This window comes from Cognatishimia sp. F0-27 (genome assembly GCF_020667845.1).
In the GTDB taxonomy this organism is placed as follows: domain Bacteria; phylum Pseudomonadota; class Alphaproteobacteria; order Rhodobacterales; family Rhodobacteraceae; genus JAFMPQ01.
This window is the reverse complement of record NZ_JAFMPQ010000013.1, coordinates 47,587-70,078: the sequence shown is the minus strand read 5'-3', so window position 1 is coordinate 70,078 and position 22,492 is coordinate 47,587. Positions and strand designations below refer to the sequence as shown.

The 22,492-nt window shown below is 62.8% G+C and carries 17 protein-coding genes; 13 read left to right on the top strand and 4 right to left on the bottom strand.

Annotation, left to right across the window (positions count from 1 at the left end; all coding sequences use genetic code 11):
• The first annotated feature begins 65 nt into the window (after positions 1 to 65).
• The 13 genes from J1C49_RS09060 (at position 66) to J1C49_RS09005 (ending at position 12,836) form a co-directional block, all read left to right on the top strand.
• Entirely contained in the window at positions 66 to 485 is a 420-nt protein-coding gene (locus J1C49_RS09060) for an acyl-CoA transferase (RefSeq protein WP_227445500.1), read from the top strand.
• A 24-nt stretch (positions 486 to 509) separates the two neighbouring features.
• Positions 510 to 1,448, top strand: coding sequence for a phage tail tube protein (locus J1C49_RS09055; RefSeq protein WP_227445499.1), 939 nt, complete (start codon positions 510 to 512; stop codon positions 1,446 to 1,448).
• Complete coding sequence (locus tag J1C49_RS09050) at positions 1,448 to 1,885, top strand: hypothetical protein (protein WP_227445498.1); 438 nt, start codon at positions 1,448 to 1,450, stop codon at positions 1,883 to 1,885. The genes J1C49_RS09055 and J1C49_RS09050 overlap by 1 nt, the downstream gene beginning before the upstream one ends.
• A gap of 98 nt (positions 1,886 to 1,983) precedes the next feature.
• Entirely contained in the window at positions 1,984 to 2,112 is a 129-nt protein-coding gene (locus tag J1C49_RS21710; protein ID WP_255670639.1) for a hypothetical protein, read from the top strand.
• On the top strand, positions 2,105 to 4,522 hold the full coding sequence (locus J1C49_RS09045; RefSeq protein WP_227445497.1) for a phage tail tape measure C-terminal domain-containing protein: 2,418 nt from the start codon (positions 2,105 to 2,107) through the stop codon (positions 4,520 to 4,522). The genes J1C49_RS21710 and J1C49_RS09045 overlap by 8 nt, the downstream gene beginning before the upstream one ends.
• Complete coding sequence (locus J1C49_RS09040; RefSeq protein ID WP_227445496.1) at positions 4,522 to 5,148, top strand: DUF2460 domain-containing protein; 627 nt, start codon at positions 4,522 to 4,524, stop codon at positions 5,146 to 5,148. Before J1C49_RS09045 ends, J1C49_RS09040 begins: the two co-directional genes overlap by 1 nt.
• Positions 5,145 to 6,029 (top strand): DUF2163 domain-containing protein, encoded by an 885-nt coding sequence (locus tag J1C49_RS09035; protein WP_227445495.1) that lies wholly within the window; start codon positions 5,145 to 5,147, stop codon positions 6,027 to 6,029. The genes J1C49_RS09040 and J1C49_RS09035 overlap by 4 nt, the downstream gene beginning before the upstream one ends.
• Positions 6,026 to 6,460: an NlpC/P60 family protein gene (locus tag J1C49_RS09030; RefSeq protein WP_227445494.1), complete on the top strand. Its 435-nt coding sequence runs from the start codon at positions 6,026 to 6,028 to the stop codon at positions 6,458 to 6,460. The genes J1C49_RS09035 and J1C49_RS09030 overlap by 4 nt, the downstream gene beginning before the upstream one ends.
• Before the next feature lie 9 nt (positions 6,461 to 6,469).
• The gene (locus tag J1C49_RS09025) at positions 6,470 to 10,438 is read left to right on the top strand and encodes a glycoside hydrolase TIM-barrel-like domain-containing protein (RefSeq protein ID WP_227445493.1); all 3,969 of its coding nucleotides are present in this window, start codon (positions 6,470 to 6,472) and stop codon (positions 10,436 to 10,438) included.
• Positions 10,439 to 10,446: 8 nt separating this feature from the next.
• Complete coding sequence (locus tag J1C49_RS09020) at positions 10,447 to 11,523, top strand: DUF2793 domain-containing protein (RefSeq protein ID WP_227445492.1); 1,077 nt, start codon at positions 10,447 to 10,449, stop codon at positions 11,521 to 11,523.
• A gap of 19 nt (positions 11,524 to 11,542) precedes the next feature.
• Entirely contained in the window at positions 11,543 to 11,833 is a 291-nt protein-coding gene (locus J1C49_RS09015) for a DUF6127 family protein (RefSeq protein WP_227445491.1), read from the top strand.
• Positions 11,834 to 11,907: 74 nt separating this feature from the next.
• On the top strand, positions 11,908 to 12,582 hold the full coding sequence (locus J1C49_RS09010) for a D-Ala-D-Ala carboxypeptidase family metallohydrolase (RefSeq protein WP_227445490.1): 675 nt from the start codon (positions 11,908 to 11,910) through the stop codon (positions 12,580 to 12,582).
• Complete coding sequence (locus J1C49_RS09005) at positions 12,579 to 12,836, top strand: hypothetical protein (RefSeq protein ID WP_227445489.1); 258 nt, start codon at positions 12,579 to 12,581, stop codon at positions 12,834 to 12,836. The genes J1C49_RS09010 and J1C49_RS09005 overlap by 4 nt, the downstream gene beginning before the upstream one ends.
• Before the next feature lie 249 nt (positions 12,837 to 13,085).
• Here J1C49_RS09005 and J1C49_RS08995 read toward each other — a convergent pair whose 3' ends face one another.
• From J1C49_RS08995 to J1C49_RS08980, 4 genes are read right to left on the bottom strand one after another with little or no spacing between them, the layout of a single operon-like run.
• Positions 13,086 to 15,038: a DUF262 domain-containing protein gene (locus J1C49_RS08995; protein WP_227445487.1), complete on the bottom strand. Its 1,953-nt coding sequence runs from the start codon at positions 15,036 to 15,038 to the stop codon at positions 13,086 to 13,088.
• A 12-nt stretch (positions 15,039 to 15,050) separates the two neighbouring features.
• Positions 15,051 to 15,833: an HNH endonuclease gene (locus J1C49_RS08990; protein ID WP_227445486.1), complete on the bottom strand. Its 783-nt coding sequence runs from the start codon at positions 15,831 to 15,833 to the stop codon at positions 15,051 to 15,053.
• Positions 15,833 to 19,723 (bottom strand): N-6 DNA methylase, encoded by a 3,891-nt coding sequence (locus J1C49_RS08985; RefSeq protein WP_227445485.1) that lies wholly within the window; start codon positions 19,721 to 19,723, stop codon positions 15,833 to 15,835. Before J1C49_RS08985 ends, J1C49_RS08990 begins: the two co-directional genes overlap by 1 nt.
• 2 nt (positions 19,724 to 19,725) lie before the next feature.
• Positions 19,726 to 22,491, bottom strand: coding sequence for a DEAD/DEAH box helicase (locus J1C49_RS08980; RefSeq protein WP_227445484.1), 2,766 nt, complete (start codon positions 22,489 to 22,491; stop codon positions 19,726 to 19,728).
• Between the last annotated feature and the right edge of the window lies 1 nt (position 22,492).

Here is a 22,492-nt window from a genome sequence, read left to right as displayed (position 1 = left end):
CCTGTCAGGCCCACTATCCGATGGCTTTAGGCCCACACTTTTCTAACTGCACAACGGCGTGAAGTATGCCCACCCCTCGCGAAACCATCCTCGCCGCGCTGCACGTGCGGCTTTCGGCGCTGCCCGCCACCGCTTTGCGCGGCGAGGTTTTGCCCGAGCGCATCCCGGCCGAGGGGCTGTTGATCCTGCGCGACGGCGAACCGGGCGAGCCCGAGGTAACGCTGTCGCCGTTGCGCTACCACTATCAGCATAGCGCCGAGATCGAGGCTGTCGTGCAGGGCACTGACCGTGACGACGCCTTCGACACGCTCTGCGCCACCATCGGCACGGCGCTCGCCGCCGACCGGACTCTGGGCGGGCTCTGCGACTGGGTCGAGGCGGAAGCGCCGCGCCCGGTCGATCTACCCGTCGAGGGCGCGGCCAGCCTGAAGGCCGCCGTCATTCCGGTGGTGCTGCATTACTCAACGGCCGATCCACTCAGCTGACCCCGACAACCCGAGGAGAACACAATGGCACGAGCCCAAGGGGCGCGGGCGCAGATGGCGCTTGCGTTCGAAACGACCTATGGAACGCCGCCGGTGGGTGGCTTCACAAAAATGCCCTTTGCCAGCACCTCGCTCGGTGCAGAGCAGCCGTTGCTCAATTCGGAACTGCTGGGTTACGGCCGTGATCCGCTAGCACCAATCAAGGACGCGGTTACGGCGGACGGCGATGTTGTCTTGCCACTGGACGCCGAGGCCTTCGGGTTCTGGTTGAAGGCGGCCTTTGGTGACCCGACCACGACCGGCACCGGTCCATGGACCCATGAATTTCAGTCGGGTTCTTGGACGCTGCCCAGCATGTCCATCGAGACAGGCATGCCCGAGGTGCCGCGCTACGCGATGTATTCCGGATGCGTGCTCGACCAGATCAATTGGCAGATGCAGCGATCTGGTCTGCTGACCGCAACGGCCCGACTGGTGGCGCAGGGCGAGACTGTCGGCACGACGACTAGCGCCGGGACACCCGCCGCGCTCGAGTTGAAGCGCTTCGGCCATTTCAACGGGGCGATCGCGCGGAATGGCTCCGCCCTCGGCAATGTGGTTTCAGCCGACATCACCTACGCCAACAACCTCGACCGGATCGAGACCATCCGCTCGGACGGCCGCATCGATGGTGCTGACCCGTCCATCGCCGCGCTGACTGGCTCCATCGAAGTGCGTTTCGCGGACCAGACGCTGGTGACGCAGGCGATCAACGGCGATCCCTGCGAGCTTGAGTTCGCCTATGTGCTGCCCTCTGGCGAGAGCTTCACCTTCACCGTGCATGCCGTCTATCTACCGCGTCCGCGCATCGAGATTTCCGGGCCGGAGGGCGTGCAGGCCACGTTCGACTGGCAAGCCGCGCGCGACAGTACGGTCGGCCGGATGTGCACCGCGACCCTATTGAACGATGTGGAGACCTATTGATGCTCACTCTCGATCTGACGAACGCGCCCCGCTGGCATGACCTGGTGCCCGGTGTGCGGGTGCAACTCCGCCCGCTGACGACCGCCCTGATGGTAGCGACGCGCAGCGATCCCGCCGTTGAAGCGGTGCCCGAGGAGGCCTCGGACGAGGAGCGCGCGGTCGCCTTCGCCAAAGCGCTGGCGCGACGGGCTGTGCTCGCTTGGGATGGCATCGGGGACGCCGACGGGAAACCAATCGAGCCGAGCCCCGAGTCCATCGACGCGCTGCTCGATGTTTGGCCAATCTTCGAGGCCTTCCAGCTGACCTACGTCTCCAAAGGCCTGCTGCTGGAACAGGAAAAAAACGTCTCCGCGTCCTTGCCGAGTGGTCCTTCGGCGGGGGCGACCGATACTGCCAAGCCTGCGCGGAAGCGTGCAAAGACTGCCCGGCGCGGCTGAACCGGCCCCTTACGCATGAGGGTTGGCAGGTCTGGGACCTGGTCGGCCGTCTCGGCGGCCAGCTCCGCGTTCTGCCGGGCGCGGTGATCGGCTGGGACATGTCCGCCGCGCTGGCGCTCGGTGACGCGCTCGGCGTGCCGCCGCTGGCCATGGCCGAACTGCTGCCCGTCGTCGAGGCGGTGATGGTCGCCAAACTCAACGAACAGATGGAACACTCCAATGGCTGAAAAGCGCGTTTCTGTCCGCCTTGCTGCGGTGGGCGGTCGACAGGTGCGCGCCGAACTGGAAGGTGTCGGCGAGGCTGGAGCACGCGGCTTCGGACGGCTCAGCCGGGAAATGGAAGCAGCCAACACCCGGCTTGCGGCGTTCTCGCGACGGGTTCGGATTGCCGCTGCCGCTGCAGTGGCCGCCGCCGCTGCTGCTGGCGTCGCCATGGTGCGCTCCGGCCTGCAGACGGTGGATGCGCAGGCCAAGCTGGCACAGTCCCTCGGCACCACGGTCGCCTCGATCCAGACGCTGGAGCGCGCGGGCGAGCTGGCGGGCGTGTCGATGTCGGGCATCGAGCAGGCGACGAAGGACCTCACGCGCCGTCTCAGCCAGGCAGCCGCCGGGACTGGTCCCGCTGCCGATGCACTGGACCGGCTGGGGCTATCGGCCAATGATCTGATCGCGCTGCCGCTGGACCAGCGTGTGGGTGCGATCAACGCGGCCATCGAGGAATTTGTGCCCGCCGCCGAACGCGCGGCCGTCGCCGGTCAACTTTTCGGCGAGGAAGGCTCCATCGCCATGTCGCGGATCGACACCGCGACGCTTCGCCAGGCGACCGAGGACGTCCTCGCGTTCGGGGTGGTCGTTTCCGAGCAGGATGCCGAGCAGATCGAGCGGACGAACGATGCGATCTCTCGGCTCGGCCTGATCTGGCGGGGGCTGTCGAACCAGCTGGCCGTGGCCGCCGCACCCGCGCTGGAAGCAGTCGCCAACGCCATGGCGGCCGTGGCCAGTCGCACCGGGCCGCTCGGCATCGCGATCCGGGGCCTCTTCGACAATATCGGCCGACTGACCACCTTTGCCGCAACATTTGTGGCCTTTCTTGCAGGGCGTTGGGTCGCCGGGATGGCTGTCGCAGCGCTCTCCGTGCGCGGTCTCGCCACCGCGCTTGTCCTCCTCCGCGGGGCGCTGATCCGCACCGGCATCGGGGCATTGATCGTTGGCGCGGGCGAGCTCGTCTATCAGTTCACCCGCCTCGTGTCGGGCGCGGGGGGCTTTGGTGAGGCGATGTCGCTCCTGAAGGACCTTGCTGTCGAGGTCTGGGACCGCATCAAGATGGGAGCTGCGGCGGCGGGCGCTGCCGCCACGGCGATGTTCTTCGATCTCAAGGCCGATGCCGCCTCCGGAATGCAGAGCGCCATCGAGAGCGTCTTGGGTTTCGGCAACACCGCCGCGAACACCTTCGAAGGCGCCTACGAGGCGATCAAGGCGATCTGGGGGCTGCTGCCCGCCGCGATTGGCGATCTGACGTTCCAGGCGGCCAACAGCCTGGTCGACGGCGTCGAGGCAATGCTGAACGGCGTGGTCTCGCGCATCAACGGCTTCATAGGCGGCATCAACCAGGGGCTGGAAGCGCTCGGGTCCGAGCGGCGCATCTCGATCATTCCCGATCTCGAGCTGGGCCAGATCGAGAACCGCTTCGAGGGTGCCGCGACGGCTGCGACGACCGCTGCTCAGACTGCCTTTGACCGGGCTTTCGAGGACAACCCGCTCGCCGCACCCGATCTCGGGCTCACCCAAGCGGCCAATACTGCGCTTGCCACCGCAAATACCTATCGCGGTGCAACGCGGGATTTGGCCGAAGGTGCGCGTGCGCCACTCGCGAGTTGGCAGGCCCTGCGTGACGCGGTGCAGGGCAGCGCGGAGGGTGGCGCAGACGCGCTGACCGAGGCCACCACCGCGGCGGAACGGTTCGAGACCGCGCTCGATGGCGCCGGACAGGCGGCGACCGATGCCGGCGATGCCGTGGGGGCTGCGACTGCTGCGGCCGGGCCCAACGTCGAGACGGCCGTTACCGGCTGGCAGGCGGTCACCGCCGCGCTGTCTGACTACGCCAGAAAGGCCCGCGACATCGGCGGTGATATCGGCCAGAGCCTCGTCGGCGCATTCCAGTCGGCCGAAAACGCCGTGGGCGAGTTCGTAAAGACTGGGAAGCTGAACTTTCGCGATCTCGTCACCTCGCTCATCGCCGATCTCGCCAAGCTGGCTGCGCGGCGGTTCATTCTGGGACCGATCGCCAATGCGCTTTCCGGCGCGCTTGGCGGCGCGGGCGGTATCTTCGCGAACATCCTGCATGCGGGCGGCATGGTCGGCTCGGCGGGCCCCTCGCGGATGGTTCCGGCGATGGCCTTTGCGGCTGCGCCCCGGATGCATTCCGGCGGTGTGGCGGGGCTGCGCCACGATGAAGTCCCGGCCATCTTGCAACGCGGCGAGCGCGTGCTGTCTCGCCGCGAAGCTCAGAGCTACGGCGCAGCCGGTGGCGTGAATGTCACCATCATGGCGCGCGACGCCGAGAGCTTCAGGCAGTCCCGCACGCAGGTCGCGGCCGACATCGCTCGCGCGGTGTCGCTCGGGCGAAGGGGCATGTGATGGCGTTTCATGAGGTCCGGTTTCCCGACAATATCAGCCGGGGCGCACGCGGCGGGCCGGAACGCCGCACCGAGATCGTCGAGCTCGCCTCGGGCGACGAGGAGCGCAACGCCAGCTGGGCCAACTCGCGCCGCCGCTACGACGTCGCCTATGGCATCCGCCGCGCAGACGATCTGGCAGCTGTCGTCGCTTTCTTCGAGGCGCGGAATGGCCGCCTGCATGGTTTCCGCTTCAAGGATTGGGGCGACCACAAATCCTGCCTGCCCTCGGGCACACCATCTCCCACCGATCAGGCGATTGGCACTGGCGACGGCACGATGACCGCCTTCCAGCTCGTGAAGCGCTACATTTCCGGCGTGCAATCCTGGACGCGCGCCATCGCGAAGCCGGTGGCAGGAACCGTGCGGATCGCGCTTGGTGGGGTGGAGCAGCTCTCCGGCTGGTCGGTCGATGCTACGACCGGCGTTATCATCTTCAACACCGCGCCGGGTTCCAGCGTCGCGATTACCGCAGGCTTCGAGTTCGACGTGCCGGTCCGCTTCGACACCGACGCGCTCGACGTGACGCTCGATCTTGAGCGGCTGGGCTCGATCACATCCATCCCACTTATGGAACTCCGAAGATGAAAAGCATCAACCCCGATCTGCAAGCGCATCTGGACGACGGGACAACAACGCTCGCCTGGTGCTGGCGGATCATCCGTGCCGACGGCGTCACCTTCGGCTTCACTGACCACGACCGGACGCTGACGTTCGACGGCACGAACTTCGAGCCGGAAAGCGGGTTGACGGCGTCAGAGGTGCGCTCTGGCTCCGACCTGTCGGTCGATGCACAGGACGGAGAGGGCGTACTGACCTCCGACCGGATCACCGAGACCGATATCCTCGACGGCCGCTGGGACAACGCCGAGGTCGAGGTCTGGCGGGTAAACTGGGCCGAGACCAGCCAGCGCGTCCTGATGCGGCGCGGGGCCATCGGCCAGATCCGGCGCGGGCGACTGGCCTTCGTGGCCGAGGTTCGGTCATTGGCTCACGTACTTGGGCAGACGGTGGGACTGACCTTCCAGGCGACCTGCGATGCCGCACTCGGCGACGCCCGTTGCGGCATCGATCTGGAGAACTCCGCGTTCAGGGGCATAGGTGGCGTCATTGATCTCCTGCGCGACCGGGCCTTCACCGCATCTGGGCTCGGCAGTTTTACCTCCGGCTGGTTCACCTTCGGCACGGTCGAATGGACCGGTGGCGCAAATGTGGGGCGGCAGGCAGAGATCATCGCACATGACCTAACTGACGGCATCGCAGTGCTGACGCTGCTCGAAGCACCAGTGCGATCTATCGCGGGCGGTGATGCTTTCACCATTCGCGCAGGCTGCGACAAGCGTATCGAGACCTGCAGCGCCAAGTTCGCCAATACCGCCAATTTCCGGGGTTTCCCGCACATCCCCGGCCAAGATGCGGTTCTCCGCTATGCCACCAAGGATGGCGGGCACGAGGGGTCCGTGCTTTGACCTCTGCTGATCCCGCACGCGTCATCACCATCGCGCGGTCATGGCTCGGCACGCCATACCACGACCAGGCCAGCCTCAATGGCGTCGGCTGCGACTGCCTCGGTCTCGCCCGGGGCGTCTGGCGCGAAGTCGTTGGGCCAGAGCCGTTCCCGATCCCGCCCTACAGCCGGGATTGGGGCGAGACCGGCCCGCACGAAGTTCTGGCCGAGGGAGCTCGGCGCATGATGCCGGAAATCGCACCCTCTGACGTCGCACCGGGCGCGCTGGTCCTGTTCCGCATGAAGCCGCGCGCCATTGCCAAGCATGTTGGGATCCTCACCGGTCCCGACACCTTCCTCCACGCTTACGAGCGTCTCGGCGTAATCGAGGAACCGCTCACTGCATCCTGGCGGCGGCGCATCGCCTTCGCCTTCCTATTTCCACAACGCTGAGATCCCCCCATGGCCACCCTCGTTCTTGGTGCCGCAGGTGCTGCCATTGGCGGCAGCATCGGCGGCGCGATCCTCGGCGTCAGCGCCGCCACCATCGGTGGCTTCATTGGCTCCACCCTTGGCTCGGTCGTCGACAGCTGGATCATCTCGTCGCTGGCACCGACACAGCGGATCGAAGGCGCGCGGATGGACAATCTGCGCATCACCTCGGCCACCGAAGGGGCGGTGATCCCGCGCCTCTATGGCCGGATGCGGATCGGTGGCAACATCGTCTGGGCGACGGATTTCCGTGAGGAGACCAAGACCACCACGCAGGGTGGCGGCAAGGGCGGCGGCGGTGGCGGCAAGGTCAAGACCACCGAGTATTTCTATTACGCGAGCTTCGCGGTCGCGCTCTGTGAGGGGCCGATCACCGGCATTGGCCGCATCTGGGCCGACGGCAAGCTTCTGGACACCGCCGGGATTAAATGGCGCTGGTATCCGGGCGATGAGAGCCAGGCGGCCGATCCGTTCATCACAGCCAAGATGGGTGCGGCAAATACGCCCGCGTATCGCGGCACCGCCTATGTGGTTTTCGAGGACATGCCGCTCGGGAATTACGGCAACCGCATCCCACAGCTGAGTTTCGAGGTGTTCCGCCCGCTCGCTGATCCGGACACGGCAGAGGGGCTGACTCAGGCTGTCACCATGATCCCGGCCTCGGGCGAGTTCGCCTATGCCACGCAGGGCATCCGGAAGGGCGGCAGCGGATCGTCTGAGCCTGAGAACCTCAATGCGCTGACTGACACCGCCGATATGTTTGTGGCGCTGGACCGGCTGCAGGCCATGGCCCCGAAGGTCGAGAGCGTGTCACTGGTCGTGGCATGGTTCGGCGACGATCTGCGTGCGGGATCCTGCAAGGTCCGGCCGGGCGTCGAGGTGTCCGCGAAATCGACCACGCCCTCCAGCTGGTCGGTGAACGGCGTGAGCCGCGCCAGCGCCTTCCTCGTCAGCCGTGACGATCAGGATCGCCCGGTCTATGGCGGCACGCCATCCGACTTCGCCGTCGTTCAGGCGATCCAGGAGATGAAGGCGCGCGGGCTGAGGGTCACCTTCTATCCGTTCATCCTGATGGATGTTCCGCCCGGGAACACCCTGCCGAACCCGTATTCTGATAATGCCGCCGAGACCGGCCAGCCCGCGTTCCCGTGGCGGGGGCGGATCACCTGTTCCCCGGCGGCGGGGTTCGCCGGGACCGTGGACAAGTCCGTCACTGCCGCCACGCAGGTCACGGCGTTATTTGGTGCCGCGACACCCGCCAATTTCAGCGTCTCGGGCGAGAGTGTCAGTTGGACCGGATCGCCCGGCGACTGGGGTTTGCGGCGCATGGTGCTGCACTACGCCCATCTCTGCGCGGCGGCGGGCGGGGTCGATGCCTTCCTGATCGGCACCGAGATGCCCGGGCTCACCACCATTCGCTCGGGCGCATCCACTTATCCCGCGGTGCAGGCCTATCGGGATCTGCTCGCAGATGTACGCTCGATCCTCGGGTCGGGGACGAAGATCGGCTATGCCGCCGACTGGAGCGAGTATTTCGGGCATCAGCCGGTCGACGGCAGCGGCGACGTGTTCTTCCATCTCGATCCGCTCTGGGCCGATCCAGAGATCGATTTCGTCGGGGTCGACAACTACATGCCGTTGTCGGATTGGCGGGACGGGTTCGAGCACGCCGACGCGGCCAAGGGTTGGCCCGCGATCTACGACCGAGCCTACCTGCAGGGGAACATCGCGGGTGGCGAAGGTTTTGATTGGTTCTACGGCAGCGCCGCTGACCGGTCGGCTCAGGTGCGCACCCCTGTCACGGACGGGGCCGCCAGCAAGCCGTGGGTGTTCCGTTACAAGGATCTGCGCGCCTGGTGGTCGAATGCGCATTACAATCGACCGGGGGGAGTGGAGAGCGGAAGCCCAACGGGATGGGTGCCGCAGTCTAAGCCGATCTGGTTCACCGAGCTCGGTTGCCCGGCCATCGACCGCGGCACCAACCAGCCGAACGTGTTCTTCGACCCTAAGTCGTCCGAGAGCTTCACGCCGCATTTCTCGCGGGGCTGGCGGGACGACGCGATCCAGCGGGCCTATCTCGAGGCGACATACCTGTGGTGGCGTGAGGCCGCGAACAACCCGCTGTCGTCGGTCTACGGCGGCCGGATGGTGCATGTCCCCGAATGCGCGGCCTGGACCTGGGACGCACGGCCCTATCCGTTCTTCCCGGCGCTGACCGACGTCTGGACGGACGGGGCGAACTGGCGGCTCGGCCACTGGCTGACGGGTCGGCTTGGCGCAGTGTCGCTGGCAGCGCTCGTGCGGCACCTCTGCCTGCGGGCCGGGCTGACCGAGGACCGTATTGATGTCTCCGGACTGTGGGGCGCGGTCGAGGGCTACGCGATCGGCGCGCTGGAAAGCCCGCGTGCTTCGATCACCACGTTGTCGCGACACTTCGGCTTCGACGCGGTGGAGACCGAGGGCGTGATCCGCTTCATCATGCGCGGGCGGGCGTCCGTCGCCACCCTCGCGCCCGAAGATCTGGTCGCCGCCCGCGAAGGCGACGTGCTGGAGCTGACGCGCGGCCAGGAGACGGAACTGCCGCAGGCCCTGAAATGGCAGGTCGCGCGCGCCGACGAGGATTACGACGCCGCCCTTGTCGAGGCGCGCCGCATCACCGTGGACACCTCGCGGATTGCCTCCGAGAGCTTCCCCATGGCAGTTCCGCCCGAGGAAGCCGAACGCCGCTGCCGCCGCGCGCTGATGGAAGCCTGGACCGGGCGGGAGACAGCTGCATTCCGCCTGCCGCCATCGCGGCTGGCATTGGATCCAGCAGACGTCGTGAAGCTGGCACATGACGGGAGGCACATTCCGCTGCGGCTGGTCTCCATCGCCGACGCAGAGGCACGCGGGATCGAAGCGGTCCGCCAGGATCGGGAAGCCCACGACCTTCCGCCCGGATCGCCACGACCGTCCTCGCTCTCGAAGGCCGTAGTGTTTGGCGCACCCGAGGCAGTGTTGCTGGATCTGCCACAACTGACCGAGGATCAACCCGCGCATCGGCCCTTCGCCGCAGCGCACGCCGTTCCCTGGCCGGGCGAAATGGCGGTGTTCCGCAGTCCCTCTACCGATGGCTTCGAGCTGCTAACGACATTTGGCGGCCGTGCCCGGAGCGGGACGCTGGTCTCGGATTTCTATTCAGGCCCGACCTCGCGCTTTGATCTCGGCAATGCGCTGGTGGTCGATCTGCTGACTGGCACACTGGAAAGCGTCACGGACCTGATGCTGTTCGGAGGTGCCAACGCTCTCGCCATCGAGGGCGCGTCAGGTGCCTGGGAAATCGTCCAGGCAGGCACAGCAGACCTGATCGCGCCAGGCCGGTACCGCATGACGCGTCTGCTGCGAGGACAACGCGGAACCGAAGGTGCCATGGCCAATCCGGCTCCGGTAGGCGCGCGGGTTGTGGTGCTGGACGACGCTCTGGCCTCATTGCCAATCGCAGAGGCGGATCTCGGGCTGCCGTGGAACTGGCGCATCGGCCCGGCAAGCCGGTCTGTCAGCGATGAGACCTATGTTGCGGCCTCCTTCACACCGGTTGGCGTGGGCTTGCGGCCATTCTCGGTCGCCCATGTGGAGCAGCCATGGCGCAAGCCGCGCACGCCGGGCGATCTGACCATCCGCTGGACGCGGCGATCCCGGGCTCTCGCGGCAGACAACTGGGGCGCAGTCGATGCGCCGCTGATCGAAGAGGTCGAAGCCTATGAGGTCGAGATCCTCGACGGCGCCACGGTGAAGCGCGTGCTGACCGCCTCCACGACCAGCGCGATCTACACGGCCGCCCAGCAAACGGCCGATTGGGGGGCGCTGCTCGCGCCCGGCGACACGCTGACAATCCGTATCTACCAGCTCTCCGCCCTGATCGGGCGGGGTGCGGCCAAAACCGTCACGCTCCAACTCTGAGGACCGCTATGTCCGACACTACGACCAACCTGCTGCTCCCATACATTTTGGCGGCGCAGGCTCAGAAGCATATCACCCACAATGAGGCGCTGCGACTGCTTGACGGGCTCGTGCAACTCTCGGTCCGGGACCAGGACCTGACCGCGCCACCCGGCAGTCCCGCCGATGGCGACCGCTACATCGTGGCCAGCGGGGGCACCGGTGACTGGGCGGGGTGGGACCTGAATGTGGCGTTGTTCACCGATGGTGCATGGCTGCGCTTGCCGCCTCGGACCGGCTGGCGTGCATGGGTCGAGGACGAAGCTCTGTTGTTGGTTTATGACGGTTTCGGCTGGGTCGGCACGACCCCGGACGCTCTGCAGAATCTCTCACTACTGGGGCTGGGGACCACCGCCGATGCCGCCAATCCGTTCTCGGCCAAGCTCAACGCCGCGCTCTGGACGGCGAAGACCATGGCCGAAGGCGGCACCGGCGATCTGTTCTACACCATGAACAAGGAGGCTGCGGGCGACGATCTCGGCCTGACCCTGCAGAGCGGTTTCGTGACCAAAGCGCTGGTCGGCCTCTTTGGCTCCGATCAATTCCGCGTCGCTGTTTCCGCCGGCGGCAGCACCTTCTTTGATGGGCTCATCGTCGACAATGCCAACGGCATCGTCGATCAGCCGCAGCTGCCGCGGTTCAAGGCATACACGAACTACGACAACTACGTTGGCGTCGGGACCTGGACGAAGATCGGCCTCAACAACACCGACTACAATGATCAGGGCGCGTTCGATGCTGGGACCAGCCTCTTCACCGCGCCGGTCGATGGGACATATTTGTTCGGCGCAACGCTGCTCTACAAGATCAATTCCAGCAACTCGGCGCGGATGCGCGGGCGGCTGGTCCTAAACGGGACAGCGGAAATTCGTGGCTCCTTCGGCGAGATCTCGGCCACCCATGTCTCGCTGGCCACCGCGATCTGGCTGCAGACCATGGTGCCGCTGACGGCGGGAGATACCGTTGAGCTGCAGGGGTATTTCCGCGCGCAGGACGGGTATTTCGCGGCCGACCACACGTCCTTCTGGGGCTGCAAGGTCGGCTGAGCGGCGGAAGGAGGATCCCATGACGCCACCCCGATCTGATCAGGGCTTTGTGCGCATGCCCGACGCCGAGTTCGAGGCCATGCTGGCGCGGGCCGCCGAAAAAGGCGCCAAGCGGGCGCTCGCCGATGTCGGCCTCGACGGCGATGAGGCCGCACTGGATATCCGCGATCTGCGGTCGCTGCTCGATTGTATCCGGCTAGTGCGCCGCACTGCAATGCAGACCGCTGTCCGCATGATCACCACCGGTGTGATGTTGGCGCTGCTGGCCGGGATCGCGATCAAGCTCAAGATCTTCGGCGGCGGCCCGTAGCTGCCCATCGCAACAATTCACGAACCAACCTGAACCCGCCCACGTGGCGGGTTTTTTCGTTTCTGGAGGACATCATGACCACGACCTTTTACAACCATTGGCGCGACCTGCCGGAAGGCACCTGGCGCTGGCCCAACTTCTCACCCGCCGAAATCGCCTGCCGCGGCACCGGCAAGCTGCTGATCAACGAACCTGCACTGGACAAGCTGCAGGCGTTGCGGGACCGGCTGGGCAAGTCGCTGATCGTCCGCTCGGCGTATCGAAGCCCAGAGCACAATCGTGCCGTCGGTGGCGCAACCCGGTCGAAGCACATGGACGGCGCGGCCTTCGACATCGCCATGACGAACCACGATCCTGTGGCATTCGAGGCCGCGGCACGCGCGATCGGGTTCCTTGGTTTCGGCTTTTATCCGCGCTCGGGCTTCATCCATGTCGATCTTGGCCCGCCGCGCCAATGGGGCGAGCGCTTCCCGGTCCGAGCGACGGCCTTCGCGGCTGAAACCCCGCCTGCGCGCGAAGTGCTGGCCGACAGCCGCACCATGAAGGGTGGCGGGGCGGCCGGGGTGGCGACGCTGGGCGCAGCCGGGGTCGAAGTCGCCCAGAGCGTCCTGGCGGAGACCCAATCCGCGATCCTGCCGCTTGTGCCGTATCTCGATACGCTTCGCTGGGTTTTCATCGCTGTCGCGCTCGGCGGCATCGCGGTCACGATCTACGCCCGCCTTGATGATTGGAAGCGGGGGCGGCGATGATCGCGACCTTTTTCGGCGGAATCGCCGCCGCTCCATGGGCGAGGGCCGTACTGCGCTACGGTGCCATCGCGGTCGCCATTGTCCTGTTTCTCCTGTCGATCCGCCGCACCGGGGAGCACGTCGGGCGGATCGCTGAACGTCTCGAAACCACGGAGAAGGCCAATGAAATCCAACGCCAGATGCTGGAGGCGGCGGCTCGTCGTCCTCGCAATCGCGACGAGCTGGTTGACCGGCTGCGCAACGGCGGGATTTGAAAAAGGCGGCGTGGCGGCATGCCCGCCGATTGTGGAATATAGTCGGGAGTTTCAGGCGCAGGCGGCTGAAGAATTGGCGATGCTGCCGGACGGATCGGCCATCGTTCAGATGATGGGTGACTACGCTGTGATCCGGGATCAGGCGCGCGCGTGCGGGTCATTGTAGTGGGACTGTCACTCAGTTGCCGACCTGTTTTCAGGAACACCCGAAGCCCGGTACCCGACCTCTCGCTTCCGATGTATTTCTGCCTACGCAGCCTCTGAGTTTAAAATCTCAGTTTTAACGTATGCTTGGAACTCTGCCGCCGCGGTGAAGCACCGGAACCCAGCCGAGCTAGCCAAAGCCAGTACTTCTGCAGTCTCGTTCAACAGTACGACAACTGGTCCCGTCAATCCGGGCTGAAGGCCTTCCGGCCAGGCTAGATCAAAGACAGCCTTTTGCGCACCAGTTTCAGGGTCCGCGTAGTCGAAGGCGACCAGCCCACGCGGCAGGCCTTGGTCTTCCACCCACTGATTTAGGGTTTCCAGCTCCTGCTCTTCGGCTTCGCTGGTAATCCCACCGATTGGTCCGGAAGTCGTCGCAGCGGGGGGTGTCGTCCCTGCGGCTAGCCATTGCGTGTCGCCATGCAGAAGCTCTTCGAAGCACTTGTTTGCTTCGGCAGCCAGTAGGTTCTTTCGTGCTTCCAAGAAGTCAAGATAGCGTTCGATCTTCCAGAGCGCGGGGTCCATCGGGATCCATTGTGACGCCAGAACACCGGGGTGTTTCGCCTCCACCTCGGAAAAGTAGTCCTCGGGCAACCGATCACTGATGTTCAGGTTGGTGTCTTTAGTCAGGAAACAGAAATTTGCCAACGCATTCACTTCAGCGCGACGATACTCCCGTTTGTACAATTGGGCCTTGGGGAAGATGTGGTGGACTTCGAGGCGGCTCATTTTGCCCAGCATATTCGCCTTGAGTGGCAAACCCGTTCCCCAGTCGGAAGCTTCCCCCATGCGCGTAAGCATGTAGAGGACGGGGTAGAAGCGAGCACCGAGGCTCCAGCCAGTGAAATGACCCGGTTCAACTCTCAGGCCTCCATGCCAGAGGCGCAGCTGTTCTATAAGCGCGTCGAGTCCGCCACTAGGCCCCTCTAGTGCGGCCAGATCCTGGTCGATGACCGTTTCGGTTGAGCCCGAGAAGCGGCCCCACATCCCAGCTTGCGCGAACCAGAATAGCAGTTTGTCCCGTTCTTTCGCGTCTAGGCCGCCGTTCTTCTTATCCATATATCGGACCATCACTGGAACGCCGAAACGGCCGAAAAACACTTGATCGTGGTCGAGGCCGAGGCGTCCGGCAATCAAGTTCAACGATGTGTCGATATGCTTTGAGGATCGTTTCAGGCCGTCCTGAATTTCGATCGCGTCCTTGTCGTGAAGATAGCTGAACTTCGCTTCGCCCGTGAGAATGGTGTTCACTGACCGCAACAGCCAGTCGATGTTGAAATGGTATCCTGCGTCCGACCAGTCCTTGATCTTCGCTTTCATGGTGTCGCGGGCGTCGGGCCATTCGGCGCAGATCTTGGCAAGGGCGAGATCGCCCTTCGAAAGCTTGGTCCCGCCACTGTTTACGCGATTGAATATGTCGACGACGATGTCGAGCGTCTTGTCAGCACCGGTGACCTCTTCGATGTGCAAGTCGATGTCAGTGATGCTGAGCAGCTTGCTCAATCGGCCTACGAAGTCACCGACGTTTGCGACCTGTTCAGGGTCAGCAGAGAGCTTTGCAACAAAACTGCCAAGGCCAGCAGTGCCAGCCTGCATTAAGGCCGTAACATCGATCCAAAGCGGATCGTCCTGCATCTTGATTGGCTGGTAGAAGGCGAAGGTTTCTGTTCCGAGGTGGAAACGAAGTCCCGTGAACGCTTGAGGATTGCCGTCGAAGAATTTCGGCGGATGCCCCCTCACAACCCCATAGAGCGATGTCATTCTCTGCTGCCCATCCAGCAACAGTTTGACGATACCTGCTGCGATGGGGCCATCGCCACGATGAGCCGCCGTCTTCGCTTCGGTTGCCCATACAAGCAGCCCCCCGACCGGATGACGTCGGTACATTGAGTCGAAGAGACCTCGGACCTGGTCACGGTTCCACACATAGCCGCGTTGGAACTCTGGCAGCGCCATGTGCCCGCTATCAATGTGGTCAAGTATCGTCGAAATTTTCACGGCGCTTCTCCATCAATCAATTGTCACAGACCCGACGACCGCCGCGCCTTTTTCGAACACTTCGCTTCGGTGCCATTCCAGGCGGGCACGGTGCTTGTCTGTCAGGCGAATTGGGGCCTGCCATCGCAACTCAGCAGCGGCTGCTTCACTCAGCTGGATCGAAAACTCTGGGCGGCCGCTGTCATCGAAGGTAACGAGGCCGCGGTCGAACGCGGCATCCCAGAGCGCCGAAAGAAGCAGGCCGTTGTGCACGTCCAGTCGATCCTCGTCGCTCTCGCAATCCTTCCAAGGCTTGATGTGTGAGGCTCGCAGCAAGGCGTGGTCGGTTATGCCTGTCAGGGGGCAACTGCCCTGCCAGTAGGTGATCAGACGGTCTCGGAATATCCCCTGTCCAACACGCTGCACCACCAGACGCTCTGCTTCGGTCGTCTTTGGCATCCCCTTCGTTCGGTGGAGGAACTCTTGCAGGGGGGCGTCGGGGAGACTTACCGCGAGTTCGTATAGGCGGGGCATGACGGCATAGAGCGAGGTCAGCGATGTGAAGCGAAACCGCGCGAGGCCCGGGCCGTCGGCATCAGAAACCTCAAGCCCGATCTCTGCCAACACACCAGCATGATCGATTGAAAGCTGCCAAGTGCCGGTGTGCTCGGCAGCCAACCAGATAGACCCTTGCGCGGTGGTCGAGGTATAATGCCGCCATCCGTCAGTTTCGCCATGGGTCCTGCGAAACCCGTTCTGGAACGCGATCTTGTCGCACTCTTGCCGCGTGACAAAGGTTTGGGGCGCTTCGACCATCACATCCCCATCGCCGTGAATTCGCCGTTGGTTTCCATCCGGTCCCAGGCGGCGAGGACGAGGCGGCGGGTGCGGTATTCGCCGTGGGTGCGGATTTCCTTTTCCTTGAGGACGCGGAAGGTTTCCGAGGGGTAGTCGGGGCCCTTCACGTCGGCGGGGTCGAGGATGTAGCGCAGTTCGTCGCGGGTCAGGCCGTAGGCGCGGGCGTAGAAGGCGTCGAGATCGGCGCGCAGGTCGGCGCGGCGGTCCTCGTCCCAGACGAAGGGTGGGCCGTCATAGCCCAGATCGCTGGCGAAGGGGGCGAGGCTGTGCGAGGTGTATGTGAGTTCAAGAACACGTTTTAGAATCCAGTTTAGCCTATCCAAGTCATAGAAATCTGCTGAAAAGACAGGCAATTGTTGCACATATCCGAACGTAAGATGCCGACCGCCGACAAACTGTCGAGCGAAGTAGTCCAAAACAATTGAGTTAAGGTTGGCGAGAAGTGCTGCTTGTAATTGTGGTTTTTCTTTGGAGAACAGGATTTGACAAGTGTTTCCAACACCACACAGAGGGATCACTGAAAAAACTACTGTGCGCTCAACTTTTGCATTGGTTATGTCTCGCCAAACAATAAGCCAGTCCCTTGACCAGCTTTGGTCTAAGGAAGCGGATTTTACGGTAGCTTCATCAATCCAGTATCTTGGTTCAATCTCAAAATCGACATCTTGATATTCCTGTATTTCCGTTGGTGGCAGTCCTCTTCCGCCACGCCCCTTCTTTTTGCCAAGGTTATGGTATGAGCTGAATCTGTGGTCATAGTGCCAAACGTATTTTCCCTCGTACATTTGGACGATGTCCTTGCCGTTCTGCGAAAACTTTGCCGGAAGTAAACCCTCATTCTGCGGCAGATCGAGATCATCCTTTGTCAAAAATTTCGAACTATCTGAGGTGAGGTTGAAAAAACCCTGTCTTGAGTGAATCCCCCATGGATTAGCTTCTGGTACGCGAGAGGGGTCGAACAAGACTCCCACCTTCGTAAAGACCTTTTTGCTGAGGATGGCGTCATACTTTGCTCTAAAGACAGGGAGAATTCCGCTGATTGGGCTCAATAAACGGATGTCTTCCTTGGTAAGGTGTACAATGCGTTCCATCTCCTGAATCTGGGCAGGCTGCCTCAGCAGATTCGCAAAGATAGCTTCTTTACGCTTCGTTCGTGAAAAGGTGACTAGGGAAAAGCGAACAATGTTTGCGATCCCCGAGAACAGGAACTCTTCGTTTTCAAACCCGATTGCGCTATGGATTAGATGTTGATCGACCACGTGCCTCACGAAGCTCTCGAGTGTTTCACTGGTGAAAATCTCTGATGGCGCGATCAAGCCGGAAAAACCACCTTGTCGCGTGAGGCCAAGCATAAGTTCGGCAAAAAGTGAAAAAGAGTTGATCTTTCCCTTCGACGTAAGGGGAAAGCGATTACTCCCACGAGCGAATTCAGTTAACGCTGAACCTGTGCGTTTTGCGATTGTGAATTCCTCAAATAGTTCAGGGTCATCCTGCCTAAGATCCGAGATTGCCTTTTTCCTGCGTGCTCCGGTTAGATTTGCAATTTCTGGTCGAATTGACGCGAAGAACTCTTGCTCCGAGATTTGCATGACTTCCCACGGGGGATTGCCAATAATAGCGTCAAACCCACCGCGCTGCATTACGTCTGGAAATTCCAGCGGCCAGTGGAACGCACGCGCCTTGCGCGCCGCTTTGGGTGCATCCACCATCGCCTGGCGCATCTTGCCCTGATTGAGGGCCATCCACAGCTCCTCGGTCGTCGGCACAGTCCTGGCCGAGGGGCCCGCGGGCGCGCCGCCCACTTTAGGCAGCAGGAAGGCCGCGACATAGAGGTTCGCCGCCGCCGTCGCCCGCACAAAGCCCTGCTTCTTGCGCAGTTCCCTGAAGCGTTTGGCCTTGGCCCCGATCTGCTCCACCGTATCCTCGGGAAGATCACGAAAGCCCGAGAAATCCAGCGCCATCGGCTTCATCTCGGGCATGGCGACCTGGCCGGTGCCGAAGTCGAACCCGCCTTGCCCCTTGGTCGCGTCCTGATTGGCTTTCTTGTAGTATTTGGCCGTGTCCTTGTCGTCGCCGGTCAGCGGCTTGTAGGCGGCATCGGGGATTCCCTCCTCCAGCACCTTCAGGTCGAACACCCCCAGCAGAGCATCGCCGCAGCGAATCTGCGCGTCGAAGAAGCCGAGGGGAAGACCGGGGTCCACCGTCTCAATCCAGAGCGCGACCTTGGTCAGCTCCACCGCCATCGGGTTGCGGTCCACCCCGTGCAGGCAGGACCGCGCGACATCGCGCAGGGCATGGCGGAAGTCGGACAGCGCAGGCGTGCCCTCGGCCCTATGCCGCGCAAGGCGCGTGGCGATCCGACGGGCGGCGGCCAGCAGGAAGTGGCCCGAGCCGCAGGCTGGGTCGATCACGGTTAGCTTCAGCAGCTTGTCTGGCTCGGTCTTGTCCAGCACCGGGTCGAGCGCGGTGTCGAGCAACGCCTGCACGAGGCTGTCGGGCGTGTAGTAAGAGCCGGTGGTCTTGCGCTGGTTGCCCTTCTGCTCGGCGGCCTCGGAGGCGAAGACAAGGGTCTTGCCGTCATCGCCCAGCTGTGGCTGCAGTTCGAGGAGGGATTCATAGACCGAGCCCAGCTCCTCCGTCTCCATCGCGCGCCAGTTGACCGGGACCATGCCGGTTTTGTCGGAGAGCCAGGACAGGCGGTAGAGCGCCTCCATGAACGCCTTGTTGCGCAGGCGGGCGGTTTCGAGGTGGGGAAGACGGTCGTCCGCAAAGAGACCGCCGAGCGCCGGGAGGGCGAGTGCTGGTTGGCCGTGGGCGAGCGCTTTGAAGACAATCTTGACGCCTTCGTAGCGGTCATGGTGCTTGTCCCAGGTCGCGGCGCGGTAGCATTGTTTGCGCAGGGCTGCGAGGGAGTATCCTTGGGCGTAAAGCGCGCGGGCGTCGGTCTTGGCGTTGGTGGGGTGCAGAAGGTTCCGATCCTCGGCCACCATGAGGAAGATCAGGCGGTACACGAGACGCAGGAGTTCATTAAACCACTCGGTCAGGTTCACTTCGCCGGATTTCAGTTTCGTCGAAAGGTCTGGGTTGGCTTCGAGGAAACCGGAGCCGAGCACCTTGAGCGCGATTTGAACCTGGTCGGCCAAGCGATCCCGGGCAACTTCGCCTTCCTTGGAGCCGGTCTCTCGCCACCGCTCAAGCGGGCAGTCTGTGGCGGGCGTCCCTTCGTTGCCGAAACGGGACCGGTGGATCAGCAGCCAAAGGACGGCGAAGGAGGCGATGTCCTCGTTTGAGAAGATTTGCGCCAAGTCAGCTTCGATATAGGCCGGGCGGGTCAGCGAGGCGTTGTCCCGCATGAGGCGCAGATGGGTGCCGTTGGTTACAATACCCCAAAGCGCCTCGTCCTTGTCGTTGAGGTAGTCCTGAAGGGCGAACGCTGGGGAGCGGGACCGGTCGACGGACAAGGTCGGACTACGACGGTCGAGCGTTTCGGACGTCGGTACCACGACGAACGGCACGCGCCCGCTTGCGATCAGGGCGATGGGTGCGTCAGCAGCCTCCAGATCATCGTATCCGAAGGTTTCCTTGAAGAAGCTCGAAACAAAACGCCGTGTGGCATCCTGAGTTGGTGTCTCGATCTTGGCGAAGGCATCGAAATGAGACTGTCCGACGCGGAAAGCCGTCGAGATTTCTTCGCGGATCGTCAGGCCCTTTCGAACGGAGTAGTCCTCCGGGGCCTGTTCAGGCGCGGCCCGCTGATCGATCTTTGCGATCATGGCCGGCGCGATGAGATTACCTTCGAGGCTAAGAGAGGGCCAGGCGGACATATCGGTAATGGGTTTGCGGGTCATGCTTAAACCTCGCCCGGCATCAATACGAACAGTCCAATGACGTCAGGTGGAAGGACAGCCTCCACGCTGACACGCGAGGCGGATCCAGCGGCAGCACGCAGTCGTGCATGATCTCCGACGAGCTCCTCCGCCCGCTCTTTCACGAATCCTGCCAGCGGTCCTTCGATGAGTACGGGTAACTCCGACTTTGCGTTGTTCACCATCCGGTCTCGCGCAATCTGCGCAAGATCAGCAGTTGCTGGCGTGTTCAACATTTCACGCGCGGTATCTCCTGTTGCGACAATGCTGTTCCCTTGAAGGGCAACGAGTGCGGCCTCTTCTGCGAGTAGCAGTCTTTCCTTGCGGGAATGGATGGTTAGCTTGTAGCGGATCCGTAGAAGCACGAGACGGGTCATTGCTGAGACTGCCGGTGTGGGCCAAGCGCCAACGCGCCCGATGCCGAGATCTGGCAGGGCTTCTCGGTCCAGAGACGCCTCCACAAGGCTTTCTGCGAGGGCGGCTGTCAGGGGATGGGTACGCGTCAACAGCGACGTGCCCGAAGGCGCGGGCTCCGCGGTGGCGAGCTTCACGGATTTTTCGAGCCCTCGTTGCCCCAATTTCTCTTTCAGGCTTTCCTGCAGCGCATGGACATGCGCGACGTATAGAGACCGCTTTTTTTCGAGAGGCACACCAAAGCGAGACATGGCTCGCTCGACGAACTGCCGGGCATCATCCGGCGAGCCGAGCAGATCTTTGACCTTGTTCCATTCAGGCGCCACCTCGGCCGGTTTCATTGCGTTCTGTGCAAAGCGCGCACGGGATTTCTTCTCGTTCTCGCTCGCATCACGCCAACGGGCATCCATTGCATGCGTGCCGTCATCCAGACGCAAGTCAAATGTCAGCTGTTTATGACCACCGCGACGAAGCATCATCGCGGCCATGAGTGCATCGGTGACGGGGCCGCGTTCATCGGGCAGCGGAACAGTTACGCCTGTTGCCTTCCGAATTTCCTCTGCTTTGCGCAAGATGACGTCGAGGACAGCGCCATCGATAGCGCTGTCTGGCGAGAACATCATGATGGAGCGAACCAGCTCGGCGGGTTGACCAAAACGGTCCACCCGACCTTCGCGCTGTTGGTGCCGGGTCGGGTTCCAGGAGAGGTCATAATGCACAACCGTATCGAATAACTGCTGAAGGTTTATCCCTTCAGACAGGCAATCTGTAGCCACCAAGATGCGCTGAATGTCCTTCTCACCATCTTCGATCGACATCTCCGAGACACGGTCCCGTCGCTCGTCCGGTGTCAGCTCCCCGGTGACGGCCTCAATGGTCAGTCTCGGAAAAGCCTTGCGAAGGCCTTCCTTCACGTGTTCAGCCGTTGCCAGGTAGCGACAAAACACGACGGGATTGGCGCCAGCTTTGAGCAACGGCTTCAGCGCACTCACGAGCGCATCAAGCTTGGGATCCTTTGTAGCCGAAAGACTGGTCGCTTGATCTAGGAGAGCTTGAAGAGCCGGATCGTTCGCGAAGACCGTATTGGGCTCAACATCAACAGCGTCTTCGTCGTCGCCATCTTCGTCGTAGATTTGTGGCTCCAAACGCTCCGCTTCGTTTGAGGCACGATTTCTAAGGGCGCTGAGCGCCGCAGCTGGAGAAGAGCCCACGCATCGCATCAAGGCGAGGGTGCCCCAGAAAGCGAGCCGCTGATCCTTCTTCTGATCACCAGCTTTCGAGACAACTTCAAGGCAGTAGTCGATGGCAGACTCTTGAAAGGCCAAATGGTCGGCTGAAAGGCGATAAGGGAACTCGGTTGTTTCGTGCTTCGGGAAAGAGCGATCCTCGTCCCAATCCCCTTCGATGAGATCGACCCGGCGCCGCTGAACCAAGTGCCGCGCCAGGCGCTCGCGGTAACGCGCATTGTCAAAATCGACTGAGGCGAACTCTTGATTAATCAGCGACAGCAAGCGCGCGAATGCTTCTTCATCTCCGGAGTGCGGCGTGGCCGTGAGCATGACGATCCTGCGTTCTGGATCCTTTGCCAGCCCCTGGAGCAAGTCGAAGCGTTGCTGCTTCCCTTTATGCGTTCCAACGCAAGCATGCGCTTCATCTACGATTATAAAGTCGGGACAGGCACGCGCAAACCCCTCCCGGCGTTTCTCTGCCTTGATGTAGTCAAGGCTGACGACCGTGAATGGGTAGGCGTCAAATAGCGTTTGGGCGAGTGGTAGGTTGCGTTCAAGGCGGGCCGCAGTGCCAGACGTCACCGGAACCGCATCAATGCCGAAACGATCCTTGAGCTCGATAATCCACTGATCCACGAGGTGAGGCGGGCAGAGGACTGAAAAGGCATCGACTTCACCTCGATCCATCAGTTCACGAAGGATGAGACCTGCTTCGATGGTCTTGCCGATCCCTACGTCGTCAGCGATCAGCAAGCGGGGCACCTGCAGCCGCAGGGCCATCAGTAGTGGGACAAGCTGATAGGTTCGCGGCTCAAAGGCAAGCTGAGCGGCGGACCTGAATGGCCCTGCACCGCGACGCAAGGTCAGTCTAAGCGCATCGGCAAGGAGTGCCGCTTTGGCTTGTACTGTGGATCGCGCGTCGTCAGGCAGGTCAAATCTCGCCGCCGCGACGCTCGCGATTTCCAGTTCAGGATCTAGGATGACTACGTCGTTCTCGTTTCCCGAGAGGGGGCGAAGCGCAAGAATGCCCGGCCGCGGTGCTGGAAGAGCAACCCACTCTCGACCGCGGGCAAGGACAAGATCGCCAGGTGAAAAGCTTAGCGTCATG